This is a genomic window from Flavobacterium stagni, from assembly GCF_004122105.1.
Classification (GTDB): Bacteria; Bacteroidota; Bacteroidia; order Flavobacteriales; family Flavobacteriaceae; genus Flavobacterium; species Flavobacterium stagni.
In genome coordinates this window covers 114,098-130,059 of record NZ_SBKN01000001.1, presented here as the reverse complement: position 1 = coordinate 130,059, position 15,962 = coordinate 114,098, and the positions used below count along the sequence as shown (strand labels likewise).

The following is a 15,962-nucleotide window of genomic DNA, read 5'->3' as shown; positions in this document are numbered from 1 at the left end:
AAAAAAAGCCAAATTATTTAAAACAAACCGGAATGATTTCGCCTTTGGCCAAACAAAAACGTTCTACATCGGCTGGATTTAATTTTGAAGTGTAATCTTCTTCCACAACCGTAAACCCAATTTGGCGCAGTTTATCAAAGTAATCCCGCCCGTACACACGCACGTGATCGTATTGTCCAAAGATTTTCGCCCGTTCTTTCGGGTCGGTGATGCTATCATCCGTAAACGTAACCGCACGATTCAAATCTTGAGGAATTTGAAAAATGCCCATCCCACCCGGTTTCATCACCCGATACAACTCTTGCATCGCTTTGGTATCATCCGGAATGTGTTCCAATACATGGTTACAGAAAATAATATCGTAGGTATTGTCTTCAAAAGGTAAGTTACAAATATCCGCTTTCACATCCGCTAAGGGCGATAATAAATCGGTTGTGGTATACTCAATATTGGTTTGCTTTTTAAAGCGCTTATAAAACTCTTGCTCTGGTGCAAAATGTAAGACTTTCTTCTTTTCAGTCGCAGTAAAAAAGTCGGTTTCCCGTTGAAGAAAGATCCACAACAAGCGGTGTCTTTCCAACGAAAGCGTACTCGGAGAAAGCACGTTGTTGCGCTGACTCCCGTAGCCATACGGTAAAAACATACGGAAACTTTTGCCGTCAATCGGGTCGGTGAATCGGTTTCCTTTCAACAAAAAAGCCAACAACGGACGCACCACGATACTCAAACGAATCAACACCGGACGCGGAATTGTATTTAAAACCCATTTGAAAACTTTTTTGATCATAGCACCAACGGATTTTTACGGAATTCATCCTCCTCATTACTTTGAATGCCCAACGCTTGATAGATGTATTGAAACGTCGATAACAATTCAGGTTTGCCATCCACTAACGCCACATTGTGCTCAAAATGCGCACTGGGTTTACCATCCGCCGTTAATATCGTCCAACCGTCTTTCAACTGCTTGATGTTTTTTGTTCCCATATTAATCATCGGTTCGATCGCCACCACCATGCCTTCCACAAATAATTTTCCGCGACCGCGTTTGCCGTAATTGGGCATTTCAGGTTCTTCGTGCATTTTCTTTCCTACACCATGTCCGACCAATTCGCGCACTACCCCGTAACCATGTCCTTCACAGTATTTTTGAATGGCATTCCCCACATCTTCTACACGGTTGCCCGCACGAAATTCGCGAATACCCACATACAAACTTTCTTTGGTCACTTGTAAGAGCTTCTTAGTTTCAGGTGCTACTTCACCAATTTCAAAACTGTACGCATGATCGCCATAATACCCGTTTTTCAACACCCCACAGTCCACCGAAATCACATCGCCTTCTTCCAACGGTTTGTTGTTGGGAATGCCGTGAACCACTTGGGCGTTCGGACTTACACACAACGAATTGGGAAAACCATACATCCCCAAAAAACCGGGTTCAGCACCGTGATCACGAATGAATTCTTCCGCCAATTTATCCAATTGTAAGGTGGTAACACCAGGACGAATAACTTTGGCAATTTCCCCTAAGGTTTTGGAAACCAACAACGCACTCTCACGCATGATTTCAATTTCTTCACGGGTTTTAGGTATAATCATAAGTCTGAAAATGAGTGGGCAAAAGTAGGTATTTTTTTTCGAAAAACGGACTTTTTTACCCACACTACTTTACGGATAAACCATGAGAAATGTCATATTTTTACCTAAAATCCAACCCTAACTTTGTCCAAAATTACAGGTATGAGCAAATATGTAACTGCAGCAGAAGCTGTACAAGTCGTGAAATCCGGCGATCGGGTCTATTTACAGGCCGCCGCCGCTGCACCCACTGTTTTGGCCAACGCCCTCACCGAGCGTGCCGAAGAATTGCGCAACGTTGAAATATGCCACTTGCATATCGAAGGCGAAGCACGGTATGCCAATCCCGAACTCGCGGATAGCTTTCATGTGAATTCCTTTTTTATTGGATCCAATGTGCGCCACACCCTCAAAGCAGGAAACGGTTCCTATACGCCCGTTTTCTTGAGTGAATTGCCGCATTTGTTTCGCAAAAATGTATTGCCCATCGATGTGGCTTTTATCCATGTTTCCCCACCCGATCGCCACGGCTATTGCTCACTCGGCGTTTCCATTGAAGCGACCGTAGCAGCCATTGAAAACGCCAAAATCGTGGTAGCGCAAGTGAATCCCAATATGCCCCGAACCTTTGGTGACGGTATTTTACACGTGTCTGAAATCGATTATTTGGTCGAAGTCGATACTGAAATTTATGCGCATGATGTCGAACCTTGTACGCCCGAGGAAAATAAAATCGGGGAATACATCGCCTCACTTATCGAAGACCGAAGCACCCTGCAAATGGGTATTGGCTCCATTCCCAACGCAGCCCTTCGCCAATTGACCAATCATAAAGACTTGGGTTTACACACCGAAATGTTCTCCGATGGCGTGATCGATTTGATTGAAAAAGATGTGATCAATTGCAATTACAAAGGAACGTTACGCGGGCGCGTGTTGGCTACTTTTTTAATCGGTTCCAAACGCTTATACGAATTTGTCAACGACAACCCGTTTATCGAAATGAAAGAATCGTCGATGGTGAACGATACCGCACGTATTCGTAAAAATCCGAATATGGTGGCGATTAACTCGGCTATTGAAGTCGATTTAACCGGTCAAGTGTGTGCCGATTCCATTGGGCCACGTATGTATTCCGGAGTAGGCGGTCAAATGGATTTCATCCGTGGCGCGTCTTTGAGTCCGGGCGGAAAAGCCATTATCGCTTTGCCATCCATTACCAAAAAAGGGGAGAGTCGCATCGTTCCTTTTCTAAAACAAGGTGCCGGAGTGGTAACCACTCGCGCCCACATTCATTACGTGATCACCGAGTACGGTATCGCCGATTTGTATGGCAAAACCTTGAAACAACGTGCTGATGAGTTAGTTAAAATCGCGCATCCTTCCCATAGGGAGCGCATTGATAAGGAGTATTACGAATTGCTCCATCAAATGTAAAAAGACTCCCTTCGGGGAGTTTTTTTTGGAGCAGAAGTAGGGTTTTTTTTCACATGTCTTCCCGCTTTCGCCTTTACCTGCCTGCCGGCAGGTAGGTCTCTCCACTGCGTTACGTGGATACCGGCTCTTTCGGGGCTAAATGACACGAACGATTTTCAAATCACTAATCGGGTTGCGCCATGATTTTAAACAACTCGGCATTCGAAATCAAATACCGATTCATCAAAGCAATCGCCGTGAGTCGGGCAGAAACCAAACTGTTTTCACGGGAATTCAACAAGAAAATCGAACTCTCACCCAACGAGAACAAACGTTCTTCCGATTGCAACATGATTTGATAATCGGTTACCAAATCACCCGTCAGTTTTTGTTGCTCGAGGAGCGAACTCAACTCAGTTTGTTGTGCTTTGATTTTGTTACTTAATTGCACCCGTTCTAAACTTAAATCGTATTGCGCATCTTGGACTTTGAATTTGGCCAACTTTAAACTCCCGCGTTCTTTGCGTAAGAATAAGGGGAACGAGAAATTCACCCCGACTTTATAATTGTTGAAGTCGGTCGAATTCCAATAATTGGGCTCCGATAAATAGAAATACCCCACATTGGCTTTTGGCAAGAGCATATTGGCCTTCAATTTTCGGTCGATGTCCAATAAATTAACTTTGCTTTCCAAGGCCGTAATTTTGGGATGGTTGTCAATACTGATATCCCCCGAAAGCAACGCATTGGTGCGCAAAATTTCTTGAATGGTTTTGTCCAGGTTTTCCTCAGGAAGCATTCCATCCTGCAATTCCATCGGGATGTTGTTTTCCAACCACAAGTAATTGGACAATTCCAATTTGGCTTTGGCCAATTTCAAAGTAGCATCGGTCAAACTTAGTTTTCGGTTGCGCACTACAATTCCCGCTTCTACACTGTCTATGGCCGGTTTGTCTCCGTTTTTGATCAAACTCCGAATCCCTGTAAATCGGGTTTCGGCATTGACCAAATAATTTTTATACAACTGCACTTCATCGTACGTACGTTTCCAATTAAAATAAGCAACCGAAGCATCATAAAGCACATTAATAGCTTCCAATTGGCGTTCGGCTTTGCTCAAGTTGATTTGGATTTTGGCTTTTCGCAAGTCGGCCATACGCTGGTTAATCCACAACCCTTGTCCCAAAGGAACTGTGATTCCCAATGATGTCAATCCTTGATTTGGCAAAGTGTTCTCCGGATTCACATAAATCCCTTCGCTGTTGTCAAATCCGGCTTTAACTTCGATTCCGTACCAAGTTGGAATCTTGAAACTACTGTTTAAAAGCGAATAATATTCCTTGCCTTTGAACTGTTTGTTGTCAAAGTCCACTTCGATTTTAGGGTCAAATGCACCCCGCGCCATCATCAAGTTGGCTTGCGCACTGCTGATGTTCAAATCGGCACTCTTTACCCGGGGATGAAACTTTTTTACATAGCCCAAATATTCGTCGTAAGTGAGCGTGTTCATCGATGGAGCCTGACTCCAGAGCGGGAAGGAAAGCAGTATAAAAAGTAATTTTTTCATAATTTTTTGTTGGCCAATAGCCTCTTATTTTAACCCTGATTGCAGTGGAAATCCTGCTGTAGCGTTAGCGAAAGCAGATTGCAACGGAAAGCAGGAATAGGGATGGCCGGGAAGCCCTAGCCATTAGTTCCCAAAAATTATTTCTTCGCCTCTGATTTGGCGTCGCCTTTCCCGCCACCTTTGGGTTGGTAATAATTCGGTGGGAATCCGTTGAGCGTTCGCCAGATTTCATACCAAACTGGTACATTGTCCAATAACGCCAAAGTCTGAGCACCCGAACCCATACTAATTTGTTTCGGCCACGGATGATCTTCGTTGTCGGGAGCAATGAGTACGCGAAATTTTCCGTTTGGACTGATGAAATTTTCCACCGCAACAATTTTGCCACCAAAGGTTCCGTACGACATATTCGGCCAGCCCGAGAATACGATAGTCGGCCATCCGTCAAACCAGATGCGAACTTTCTCGCCTTTGTGGATCAGGGGTAGGTCGGTCGGACTCACATACGTTTCCACGGCGATGTCGTATTTGGCCGGCATGATGCTCACGATTTCGGTCCCTTCTTTGATGGTTTCGCCCAAACCCGATTTCAAAGCGCGGTTCACATAGCCGTTTTGGGGCGCCGTGATGTAATACAAGCCGTTACGAATTTTGTAATTCGTGTATTGGTTTTGCAATTTGTTGACTTGCGCTTCGGTATCGTATTGGCTGCTCATCGCGGTGAAACGATCGCTGCGCGCTTTGGAAGCTTTTTCTGCATATTCAGCGCCAATACGGTTGACTTCTACCTGCGCATTGATCAATTCATTTTTACTGGAAATGAATTTGTTTTCTTGGGTGATGATTTTGGCTTCCACTTCTTGAAGTTTCAAGCGTTTTTCCTCGACATCCGTTAGCGGTTTCAAGCCTTCTTTGTTCAAGGTTAGGGAACGATTGAACTGGGTGTTGGCAATTTTCAATTGGGTTTTCACCGCTTCCAAATCCATACTGTCGCTTTGCACTTTTAGGATGCTTTGGCGAATTTTATTTTTTGCCTGTTGCAGTTTCAAGTTCCGTTCCGCTTCAATGGCACTGATTTGAGTGCCAAGTGTGGAAACTTTACCACTATACGATTCTACAGCCATTTTTTTAGCTTCGACTTGGTTTTTGGTGTTGTCCACCAAATTCGGGTCGAAGTAATCTTCTTTAATCTCAGAAATAAATAGGATGGTGTCGCCTTTTTTGACATAATCCCCTTCTTTCACGTACCATTTTTCGATACGACCCGCAATGGCGTTATGCACCGTTTGCGGACGTTGGTCGGGTTTCAAAGTGGTCACCGCTCCCGAGCCTGAAATATTTTGTGTCCAAGGCAAAAAGAGAATGACCAAAGTGATTCCGGAAACCCATAAAATAATGCGGTTCAGGATTTTGTAATGCGGACGGTTACTTAAGTTTTTCACCGTGCTAAACTGATCAATGTTTTCAGTTATGGGGTTTTCTTTGGATAAGTTAAGCATGGTTATGATTTTAAAATATCGTTATTAATTTTTCCTTCTTGAATTTCGATGACACGCATACACTTTTGTTTCCAATACGGATTTTTTGAAGTGACAATCAGCGTCCATTGATTTTTAGCATCCGTTAAGAAGTCGATGATGCGAGCAGCGGCATCGTCGTCCATTTTGTCCAAAGGATCTTCATAGAACAAAATTTTCGGACGGTTGACAATACTGCGTGCTAACAAAATCTTTTGCGCGTTGGACGAGGAGAGTTGGCGCCCTTCTGGGAAAATCATCGTGTCGAGTCCGTCAGGAAGTGATTTGATGAATTCGCCCAAACCTACACTGTCAATAGCCCATTTAATTTGGTCATGCGTCACGTGCGGATTGTTGAAGGTAATGTTTTCCAAAATGGTGCCTTCAAACGGGGTTTCTTCGTGAAGAATGGTGCCAATATGTGAACGAAACTGGTTGATATCGACCTTTCGATACGTGTCATCATTGATGGCAAACGAACCCGATGTAGGTTGCATTAAGCCTGCAAGTATCCGAATTAAGGTGGATTTCCCGGAACCATTTTTTCCATCCAAATAAATTTTCTCTCCGGGATTGATGACGAGATTAATTTTTGATAACACATAATCCGGACTATCAGGGAATTTAAAACTTAGGTTGTCCGTTTCCATTTGAATGTTAGTGTAGCAAAAATCAGGTTCTTTAGAAATGGTTTTTTCCGTTTCCATATCCACCACTTGACCGATTTTCTCCACAGAAGTTAAGACGTCATAGAAAGTTTCCAAACCGAGGATTACTTTTTCAACCGAGTTAATCACCAAAAGGATAATGATTTCTGCGGCGACAAACTGACCGATATTCATTTCCTGACTTACCACTAAATATCCTCCAATCAATAATAAAGAAGCGGTAATGATCACTTTGAAACCAATCAATTGAAGGAATTGACGTTTGATGATATTGAAATGTTTTTCTCGGTGCACCAAGTATTGTTCGACCAAGCTGTTATTTTTTGCTAAAGCAAATTCAAAATTGTCTTTTTTACGGAAGCTACTGTTGTTGCGGGCAATTTCCTGTAACCAGCCTACGACTTTATACTTGTATTTGGATTCTTTCAAGCTAGTGTTGAGTCCGGTGGTATACGAAAATTTAAAAATCGAATATAATAAAACCAACAATAACGCACCAAACAAGATGAAAAACGGGTGATACAACGAAAGTAAGATGATGCCAAAAATAATTTGAAGCAAGGCCGATGAAAAGTCGATTAACAATTTTGACGTTCCTTTTTGAATGGTTAAGGTGTCAAAAAAGCGGTTGGCCAATTCAGGCGCATATTGGTTGTAGAGCGCTTCCAATTTGATTTTGGGTAGGCGGTAGCTGAATTCGAAAGAAGAGCGCACGAATATTTTCTGTTGCAAGTTTTCGGTAATCCGCAATTGCATCACGGATAATATGCCGCCCAGCGCCACTCCGATGATCACGATGACTACCAAAAGCACCCAGGAAGCACTTACACGTCCCGACTGGATCAGGTTGATAATCGCTTGAATTCCTAGTGGTAGAGATAAACTCACCAAACCTGCAAATACGGCGTACAAGATGATTTGTACGACATCTTTTCGGTCGAGTTTGAGTAGGTTTGTTAAACGTTGAAAAGGAGTATATTTCATGTTATTTCAAGATTTGTTCAATTAAATGTTGGTAAAAATGGGTCGGCGATTGGGTATCATTGCAATCGGTGATGGTTTTCAAATGATCTTTAAGAAAATGCTGATGCAATGAACCTTCTACAATGGATGATGCCAAGCTTTTGGCAAAGGGATACTCGGGTTTTGCCGCTTGGATCATTAGCACCAAACGATTGATCACTTTTTTGTAAATGATAAAGAACCCTTCGCGGTTCTCCTGATCCACTTCTTTGGTCAGGAAGGTTTTGGTAAATTCAAAGATGATGATGTTGTTTAAAACCGCTTCATTGATATGTTGTGTGCTCGTATCGTCTTTGATTTTTTCAGTTAAAATTTCGATGGCTTTCAACAACTGTTGCTTTGGGTCGGAGATGTTATTAGTTTCAAAAACCATTCGGTATTCCATCCATCCCCAATACCAAGAAGTGAGATAAAGCAATAATTTGTGTTTGTTTTCAAAATAACGGTACAACGAACTCTCATTCGAGCCGATGCGTTCCCCTAGTTTTTTAAAAGTAAAAGCTTCGAAACCAATTTCGTCGATCAAAAGAATACTTTGTTGTATGATTTTCCGTCCCAATTCAGAGGTTTCGGGATTTTTAACATACAGTTTCGGATTGACCGATATCACGATTTGTGAAAGTAATTCCATACTATTCTTGTAAGCTATTTAATATAATTTCATGCAAATATAATAGTAATACTTTCAGTTTTGAGAATTTAACTTTTAATTATAAAAAAAGAGGCTCCTTTTAGGAACCTCTTAACGTATGTTGTAGTTGTGATTTACACTAAAGAATGGCAGGTCATTGCCGCCGGTTGGGGAATGCCCATTAGTTTTAAAACGGTAGGCGCAATATCGCCTAATATCCCACTTTGAATGGTTGTCAATTCTTTGTCAACTAGAATGATAGGGACAGGATTCGTGGTGTGGGCAGTGTTGGGCGAACCGTCAGGATTGATCATGGTTTCGCAGTTGCCGTGGTCAGCGATGATGATGGTTGTATAATCGTGGGCTAAAGCTGTTGTTACAATTTCGCTCACACAAACATCCACAGCTTCACAAGCTTTGATGGCGGCTTCCATCACTCCGGTATGCCCGACCATATCGCCATTGGCAAAATTCAAACACACAAAGTCGACGTCTCCTTTTTCCAATTCGGGAATCAAAGCGTCTTTTAATTCAAAGGCGCTCATCTCAGGTTGCAAGTCGTAGGTTGCCACTTTGGGAGAATTGCGTAAAATACGCGTTTCGCCATCAAAAGGTACTTCGCGGCCGCCCGAAAAGAAGAAGGTCACGTGCGGATATTTTTCCGTTTCAGCAATTCGAATTTGTTTTTTGCCCGCTTGTTCCAAAACTTCTCCCAAGGTTTCTGTGATGTTATCTTTGTCGTAAATCACATGAACATTTTGATAGGTTTCGTCGTAATTGGTCATCGTTACATAGTACAAATTCAGTTTGTGCATGTTGAATTCGTGGAAATCTTTTTGCGACAATACTTCGGTCAATTCCCTTCCGCGATCGGTACGGAAATTAAAGAAAATCACCACATCATCTTCTTCAATCACCGCAGTGGGTTGCCCATCAGCTTGAGTGACCACTAAGGGTTTGATGAATTCATCGGTCACACCTTCACTATAGCTATTTTGAATGCTAGCCAATAAGTCATTGGTCTTTTCTCCTTCAGCATTAACCAATAAATCGTAGGCCAATTTTACGCGTTCCCAACGTTTGTCGCGATCCATCGCATAATAACGCCCAATTACAGTAGCGATTTTTGCGTTGGATTTTTCGGTGTAAGCAAGCAAGTTGGCCAAGTCCGTTTGTGCCGATTTGGGATCTACATCACGGCCGTCGGTAAAAGCATGAATATATACGTGTTCCAAATCATACGAAGCTGCCGCATCTAAAAGTCCGTATAAGTGTGAGGTATGCGAATGTACCCCACCATTGGAAACCAATCCTAAAAAATGGACTTTTTTACCGTGGGCTTTGGCATATTCAAATGCATCAATTAAGGGTTGTTCTTTACTTAAAGTATGGTTTTGAACAGCTAAATTAATTTTGGCTAAATCTTGGTAGACAATTCGTCCCGCCCCCAAGTTCATGTGGCCCACTTCTGAATTTCCCATTTGCCCTTCAGGAAGTCCAACATTGAGTCCGTCAGTACGTAATTCAGCGTTAGGGTATTCGGTATAAAGACTATTGATAAAAGGCACGTTGGCGTTGTCGATAGCCGACACTTTCGGGTCGGGTGATTTTCCCCAACCGTCCAAAATCATGAGAATGACTTTCTTATTCATGGTAATCAAATTTGGTACAAAGGTACGCCAAATTGCCCCTGGAAATCAACCGAAAAGCCATGGATTATTCGTAAAAATTTACAGGGTTTGTTAGTTTTTTTTCAATGAATTATAATCAATGAAATAACGAATACTTATAGAGAAGATATGGTCCAAATTTTGGGAACTCAATACCCGACCTAAATTTCCTTTAACCGATTCATCAATGTTTTGAGATTGCTGGAGAAAAGCTTTGTTGCGGTATAAAATATTCATCTGGCTACCTGGAGCAAACCACCAAGAGAAGTTCAAGTCGCAATTCCAGGTGTTGAAGTTACGGTCAGCATCCAAGAGTACGGTATCGGTTACATTCAATAAGCCACCATTATCCAATAGCGCATAATAGTTATTGTATAGCGCATACGACCAATAATAACGGGTAACTAAGTTAAAGGTCATGTTGTGGTTGATGGAGTATTTACCGTTCAAACTCAACGTATGGGTGTTGATTTTTCGGCGACCCATGTAAATGGCATTGATACTATCATCTTGTCCCACATAGCCTACATTGTTGTTCAAATGGTTGTAGGTATAATCTAAAACTAAGGATAATTTGTTGGAAAAACGATAGCGAGGCGCAAACTGGAATCCATACGTAAAGCGGTTTTTCTCATCCGATTGCGTGAAAGATGGATTGATATCAATGGCAAATTTTCGGGCATAATTGGAAGAGAAGTAAAAATAGGCACTCACCACCCGAGGTAAACGGATGAAACGCGATTCGTTATACGTTCGCGGTTCATAAAAATCATAGACATGAAGCGGCCGCCCATTAAATCCAAAGCCGTAATAATCATTTTTCTTATCGACAATATTGACATTAATACCGTGATTTAAGGCTTGCAAACGACCGGTGCGGTTATCAAATTCAGAATAATTATTGAAAAAGATATTAAACGTATTTAGTTTTGGCGTTTGATTCAATAAGCGATAACTCCCATTCATGTACAAGGAATGATAATGCGTCGTAAAATTGACCCCCAAATCATTGTTGTCAAAAAAGGTACTCACATATTGTCCACCAAAGCTGTAACGGTACTTGCCACTGGTTTCTGCAAAGTTTAATGAAGTATTGTACCCCGTGCTGTTTTTGGTATCCGCTAGCGAAATAATGCTGTACTTGTAATCACCACTCAACTTATAAGTATTCTTTTTGGTATTTAAATCAAATACTAATGCCGAAACATTGGCATCGCGGTTTCCACCATTTCTGACGACACTGGTGTTGATAAAACTTACCGAGGAATTTTTTCGAAAACGTTGGTCCAATACCAAAATATTATAGTTTGCTAAAGGTTCGACCAACTCTTCACGCGTTGCACCAGTTACCGTATTGCGAATTTCAGAATACATGGGACGCGTTACTGCATTTAAAACACCCACACCCAAACCTTTGCTCGTGCGACCGGAAATTTTTAAGGCATTAAAAAGATTGACATTATTGGGTCGGTCAACGACTTCTTCGTCCGGACCTAAATTTTCATAAAGGCTTGGAGCACCTCCAATTCTTCGCGAATAAAATAGATCGCCCTTGCTGAACAATTCAGTTCCCTCCGTAAAAAAAGGACGATTTTCATTAAAGGTTTGTTCAAACGGACCCAAATTCAAAACGACATTATCAAATTTTGTCTGACCAAAATCCGGAATTAAAATGGCATCAAGGGTGAACGCATCATTAATACCGTATTTGATATCCATCCCGCCTTTGAGTTCGCCACTCGTTTTCGTAAAACTATTCCCGTTCAAATAAAATGAAGAATAGGGGATAAAAAATAAACGGGTAGGTGTTTTGATGTTTTCAATGCCTTCTAAAATCCCCGCTTGATTGGATTCGGTATTGATTTTATTATCAATAAGATTCCAAGTGTATTTGAATCGGGTTTTGTTGACTTCACGGTAGAAGTTCAACCCCCAAGTTTGTTTCGCTGTTGGCGAAAAACGAAGTGCCGCATAGGGAATACGCATTTCTGCAATCCAACCATTTTCAACAATGCGAACTTCACTATCCCAAATGGCATTCCACGAAAAGTCTTCACCATTGGCATCAGTATACACACAATCTTGTTGTACCCCAGCCGCACTCACAAAAAAACGGAAGTCTTGTTGTCCGTCATTAAATCCATTTAGAAATATTCCAAAATGATCCGCAGTAGCAAAATCATCACGAGTAGTCAATTCACGGGCTATGGTTTCGGGATGATCATCCAATAATAAAGCTCCTACATAAATGGCTTCATGGGTATAAGTGATCTTAATAATGGATTTGCGATTGGAGTCTTCTGGTGTGCCATTACCCGGTTGCACCATGACAAAGTCGGTTGCCGTTTCGGCTTGTTGCCAAACTACTTCATCTAATTTTCCGTCGATAGTTATTTTTTCGCTGGTGAATTTGGTGTGATACACTTTTTTAGGAGCCTGACTCCAGCAGAAGGAGCTAGCCATTGCGAATAAAAATAATAAAGGCGCAAATTTTAGATTCATTGAGTTTTGGTTGGTGGACAAATATACATATTTAAAGGCATGCAAATGTAACACAGTACATTAGATATTCCAATATCAGAACAGTGCTAAAAATACGAATTTGCACAAATAAATGAGCAAACAATGCATTACATCGATTAAAATAATCATTACGTCGATAATTTTAACATTTTTATGTTGGTAGTTCCAAAACTAAAATTTACATTTGATTCCCCAAGTTTAACAATTAACCTACTAATGCCTATGCCTTTACGCTTTTTTGCAGGGATGGTCTGTTTCTTTTTTTTCTCCTTTACAACCGTGCCCTCTCGTGTTTTTTCGGTGCAAGAAGTCCGCAGTTTATATGACCAACTGACAATTAATTCACAGGAACTTCCCCATTGGGATTGTTTTGCATATGGAATGCAAGGGTATCTAAAGCTTGATAATGAAGGGCAAATTCAGCAACCGTATCTGACCTTAATTGATTTTTCATTACCATCCACCGAAAAACGTTTGTGGGTAATTGACATGCGCCAGTACAAAGTGGTCGAACATACTTATGTTTCCCACGGTATGAATTCGGGATTAGTGCAGCCCACCGATTTTTCCAATGAAGAGGGTTCGTTTAAAAGTAGCCTCGGATTTTACTTGACCACATCCATTTATTATGGCAAACACGGCCTGTCATTAAAATTAAAAGGATTAGAACCAGGGTTTAATGATCTCGCAGAACAACGGTCTATTGTCATGCACGGCGCCACGTATGTTTCCAAAAAACACATTCAAAAGTTCAATCGTTTAGGGCGTAGTCAGGGCTGTCCTGCCTTAGCTCAAAAAGAAGCCAACCGCATCATTCCGATGATCAAAGACCAGTCGTGTTTGTTTATTTATGCACCGCAAAAAACCTATTTGGAACAATCGTCATTTATAACGGAGCAGAGTATATAAACTGGCGTCCAAACAATAAATATCTTCCCGGAATTGGAGAACTCCTTTTTCTTCCCAAGCCGTCCAATACCATTGATGGATGGCGATTTCATCTTTAACTTTGATGTAAATCGTTTTTAGTGCTGCTTTCGGTAAATCGATTGGAGCAATTACCCGATTGGGATATTTCTTTTTCAATTTGGCTTGTTGCAGGGTAAGTTGTTTGATTTTCAATTCCCGCAACGCTTGGTAATGCGCAATATCGGTAGTATCTTTGATTTTTTGTAAGGGCCAAATGATACTGTCGTTCAAAATATGTTCGGCCATTTCCAACGGCTTTTGCAAACGCACACAGCCCGAACTCAGCGATCGGTAACTCAAAGAAAAATAATCCCGATGGTTGGTGTCGTGCAAATACACCGTAAACCGATTGGGAAAATTAATTTTCATGAGTCCTAATGAATTATTGCGTCCCGGATTTTGAACATATTTATACCGAAACGCATCTTCTTTTTTCCACAGTTTTGGGTCGACTTCCTGATTGTCTTTATCCAAAATTTGCAATCCTTTTTTACGGAAATGATAGGGGTTTTTCTCCGCCTCTGGGAATAAATCTTCTTTTAAAATGGTGGGCGGAACGGTCCAATTCGGATTCAAATTGATATTCGATATTTTGGAAGATAAAATGGGCGTTGGGCGCGTGTCCCTGCCAACCACTACACGCTGGTATTGCAAGGTGTCTTGGTCTTTCACCGCCACAATATTATAGGCCGGAATATTCACTAACAGATAATGGTACCCCAATTCCCGCGGATACCACCGCCACCGCTCCATATTGACAATCACTTGTTCAATGCGTTGATCCCGCGAATAATTCAGCGCATCAATTGTAGCCCGTGCGATTATTCCATCCGGACGCAACCCGTGCCTTTTTTGAAAACGCAACATCGCTCGCTGGGTTTTGGCATCGTAGGTTTGATTCAATATCGTGTCTTTTTCCGGCATATCGCCCCAATACATCAACCGTTTTTTAATAATGGGAATGTACTTGCTTTTTTGATTGGGAAGAATTTTTTCTTTTAAATTCACCAAACCAATAAACTTGTCGGGATAACCTCGTAAGATTTTTAAACTTCGTTTTAATTTTTGATAGACCGGATGGTTGGGTTTACAGCCCTCAATAACTGCAGTCAAATTCCGTTGTTGCAACGCTTCCTGTAATAGCGGGGCAACTTGGGTAGGCGTGCGCCGCAAATCCCAGTCATCATAAATCAAATAGGGGTTGAGTTTACCGTCTGATAAATGCCGCAACCAGCGTAAGGCACTCCGACTCAGACGCACCTCATAATCTGTTTTTAAGGAATCCGATAATTCGGTGTAGTGATTTTCCCTGTCTCGTAAGGTTTCGTATTCGTAATCTTTGGGTTGTAAACCTTCTTCTTCGGCACGGGCAAGATGATCCAACAGCTCTTTTCGAATCAACGTGTCGTTCCATTGGGACGTGTATTGATTCAAACGGTAAAATTCTTTAAGTAACGGATTCTTTTGAAACAAAGTAAGGGTAGAGTCAATAGGTGTGCCTTCGTTTGGCGCAATGCTATGACGCCCGCTTTTTCCATACAGAATGACAAAAAGTAGGGGTAAACTCAACAACCAAAGGATTCCTGTTTTCATCGTTTTTTAGTCATTATAAAATGAGGACCTACCGATGGAATCTCAAATTCATCGCCTACCGTTTCGTATCCCAAAAGCGCATAAAAACCGACGGCACTCGAACGGGCATTGCACCAAATTCGCACATCTTGTGTTGTAAACATAGCATTTTCCACCGCCAAAAGTAATTGTTTACCAATCGATTGACCTTGGTAATTTGGTAAAACAGCCATGCCGCGCAATTGGAATTGGTAGTTTTCCGAAAAGGAGGGATGGAATTGTTCGTATACCGAAAGAATTCCTGCTAATTCTTCCCCAACATAAGCCCCCCAATGGGTTGTTGAAGGTAAATCATCTCCCGCAAATAGACAGCTTTCCGGCGGCTTTCCCGGTCGTAATACCACCTGCCGTAGGGGGTAGGTGGTAGCCGAATCTATTTTTTGAATGCGCAATGTCATAAGCGATGACCGTAAGGGATTAATTCTAAAAACGTTAGCGTTTACGGGAAATCGAGTCTAAAATTCCGACAAAAAAATTTTAAAAAAAACTTGCACAAGTAAAAACAATCGTCTTATATTTGCACTCACAAAAGCGGAAGTAGCTCAGTTGGTAGAGCTCCAGCCTTCCAAGCTGGTTGTCGCGAGTTCGAGCCTCGTCTTCCGCTCCACCAAAAACCTTCAGATGATTCTGGAGGTTTTTTTTATGCCATTTTTTATCATAAAAAACACATAAGCGAAAGAAGTTCGAGCAAACTCGCCTGCCTGCCTAAGGTAGGTCTTCCGCTCCACCAAAAACCTTCAGATGATTCTGGAGGTTTTTTTTATG

The 15,962-nt window shown here is 41.7% G+C and carries 12 protein-coding genes and 1 tRNA gene; 3 read left to right on the top strand and 10 right to left on the bottom strand.

All coding sequences use genetic code 11. The features are described from left to right. Nucleotides 1-13: 13 nt before the first annotated feature. A complete protein-coding gene (locus tag EQG61_RS00630) occupies nt 14-784 on the bottom strand; it encodes a class I SAM-dependent methyltransferase (protein ID WP_129460672.1) in 771 nt (256 codons plus the stop codon). After that, complete coding sequence (gene map / locus EQG61_RS00625) at nt 784-1,602, bottom strand: type I methionyl aminopeptidase (protein ID WP_129459941.1); 819 nt, start codon at nt 1,600-1,602, stop codon at nt 784-786. Before map ends, EQG61_RS00630 begins: the two co-directional genes overlap by 1 nt. Before the next feature lie 141 nt (nt 1,603-1,743). Between map and EQG61_RS00620 the strand changes: the two genes are divergently transcribed. Further along, nucleotides 1,744-3,018 (top strand): acetyl-CoA hydrolase/transferase family protein, encoded by a 1,275-nt coding sequence (locus EQG61_RS00620; RefSeq protein WP_129459940.1) that lies wholly within the window; start codon nt 1,744-1,746, stop codon nt 3,016-3,018. A gap of 163 nt (nt 3,019-3,181) precedes the next feature. Here EQG61_RS00620 and EQG61_RS00615 read toward each other — a convergent pair whose 3' ends face one another. The 6 genes from EQG61_RS00615 to EQG61_RS00590 form a co-directional block, all read right to left on the bottom strand. Next, nucleotides 3,182-4,564 (bottom strand): TolC family protein, encoded by a 1,383-nt coding sequence (locus tag EQG61_RS00615; RefSeq protein WP_129459939.1) that lies wholly within the window; start codon nt 4,562-4,564, stop codon nt 3,182-3,184. A 137-nt stretch (nt 4,565-4,701) separates the two neighbouring features. After that, the gene (locus EQG61_RS00610; RefSeq protein ID WP_129459938.1) at nt 4,702-6,063 is read right to left on the bottom strand and encodes an HlyD family secretion protein; all 1,362 of its coding nucleotides are present in this window, start codon (nt 6,061-6,063) and stop codon (nt 4,702-4,704) included. Nucleotides 6,064-6,065: 2 nt separating this feature from the next. Further along, nucleotides 6,066-7,733, bottom strand: a complete 1,668-nt coding sequence (locus tag EQG61_RS00605) for a peptidase domain-containing ABC transporter (protein ID WP_129459937.1) — start codon at nt 7,731-7,733, stop codon at nt 6,066-6,068. Nucleotide 7,734: 1 nt separating this feature from the next. After that, the gene (locus tag EQG61_RS00600; RefSeq protein WP_129459936.1) at nt 7,735-8,403 is read right to left on the bottom strand and encodes a TetR/AcrR family transcriptional regulator; all 669 of its coding nucleotides are present in this window, start codon (nt 8,401-8,403) and stop codon (nt 7,735-7,737) included. 134 nt (nt 8,404-8,537) lie between these two features. After that, complete coding sequence (gene gpmI, locus EQG61_RS00595; protein WP_129459935.1) at nt 8,538-10,055, bottom strand: 2,3-bisphosphoglycerate-independent phosphoglycerate mutase; 1,518 nt, start codon at nt 10,053-10,055, stop codon at nt 8,538-8,540. 90 nt (nt 10,056-10,145) lie between these two features. Then, a complete protein-coding gene (locus tag EQG61_RS00590; protein WP_129459934.1) occupies nt 10,146-12,575 on the bottom strand; it encodes a DUF5916 domain-containing protein in 2,430 nt (809 codons plus the stop codon). 243 nt (nt 12,576-12,818) lie between these two features. Here EQG61_RS00590 and EQG61_RS00585 point away from each other — a divergent pair, with 243 nt between their 5' ends. After that, complete coding sequence (locus tag EQG61_RS00585) at nt 12,819-13,505, top strand: murein L,D-transpeptidase catalytic domain family protein (RefSeq protein WP_206733867.1); 687 nt, start codon at nt 12,819-12,821, stop codon at nt 13,503-13,505. Here EQG61_RS00585 and EQG61_RS00580 read toward each other — a convergent pair. Together EQG61_RS00580 and EQG61_RS00575 are read right to left on the bottom strand one after the other, a co-directional pair. Further along, nucleotides 13,479-15,158: a L,D-transpeptidase family protein gene (locus EQG61_RS00580; RefSeq protein ID WP_129459933.1), complete on the bottom strand. Its 1,680-nt coding sequence runs from the start codon at nt 15,156-15,158 to the stop codon at nt 13,479-13,481. The two genes, EQG61_RS00585 and EQG61_RS00580, sit on opposite strands and share 27 nt — an antisense overlap. Then, complete coding sequence (locus EQG61_RS00575; RefSeq protein ID WP_129459932.1) at nt 15,155-15,595, bottom strand: GNAT family N-acetyltransferase; 441 nt, start codon at nt 15,593-15,595, stop codon at nt 15,155-15,157. The genes EQG61_RS00580 and EQG61_RS00575 overlap by 4 nt, the downstream gene beginning before the upstream one ends. Before the next feature lie 133 nt (nt 15,596-15,728). Here EQG61_RS00575 and EQG61_RS00570 point away from each other — a divergent pair. Then, nucleotides 15,729-15,804, top strand: a tRNA-Gly gene (locus EQG61_RS00570). Nucleotides 15,805-15,962 lie beyond the last annotated feature (158 nt).

Coding starts and splice junctions, on each gene's coding strand:
- EQG61_RS00580 (WP_129459933.1), bottom strand. CDS start 15,158: ATGAAAACAGGAATCCTTTGGTTGTTGAGTTTACCCCTACTTTTTGTC.
- EQG61_RS00585 (WP_206733867.1), top strand. CDS start 12,819: ATGCCTTTACGCTTTTTTGCAGGGATGGTCTGTTTCTTTTTTTTCTCC.
- EQG61_RS00590 (WP_129459934.1), bottom strand. CDS start 12,575: ATGAATCTAAAATTTGCGCCTTTATTATTTTTATTCGCAATGGCTAGC.
- EQG61_RS00620 (WP_129459940.1), top strand. CDS start 1,744: ATGAGCAAATATGTAACTGCAGCAGAAGCTGTACAAGTCGTGAAATCC.
- EQG61_RS00600 (WP_129459936.1), bottom strand. CDS start 8,403: ATGGAATTACTTTCACAAATCGTGATATCGGTCAATCCGAAACTGTAT.
- map (WP_129459941.1), bottom strand. CDS start 1,602: ATGATTATACCTAAAACCCGTGAAGAAATTGAAATCATGCGTGAGAGT.
- gpmI (WP_129459935.1), bottom strand. CDS start 10,055: ATGAATAAGAAAGTCATTCTCATGATTTTGGACGGTTGGGGAAAATCA.
- EQG61_RS00615 (WP_129459939.1), bottom strand. CDS start 4,564: ATGAAAAAATTACTTTTTATACTGCTTTCCTTCCCGCTCTGGAGTCAG.
- EQG61_RS00575 (WP_129459932.1), bottom strand. CDS start 15,595: ATGACATTGCGCATTCAAAAAATAGATTCGGCTACCACCTACCCCCTA.
- EQG61_RS00610 (WP_129459938.1), bottom strand. CDS start 6,063: ATGCTTAACTTATCCAAAGAAAACCCCATAACTGAAAACATTGATCAG.
- EQG61_RS00605 (WP_129459937.1), bottom strand. CDS start 7,733: ATGAAATATACTCCTTTTCAACGTTTAACAAACCTACTCAAACTCGAC.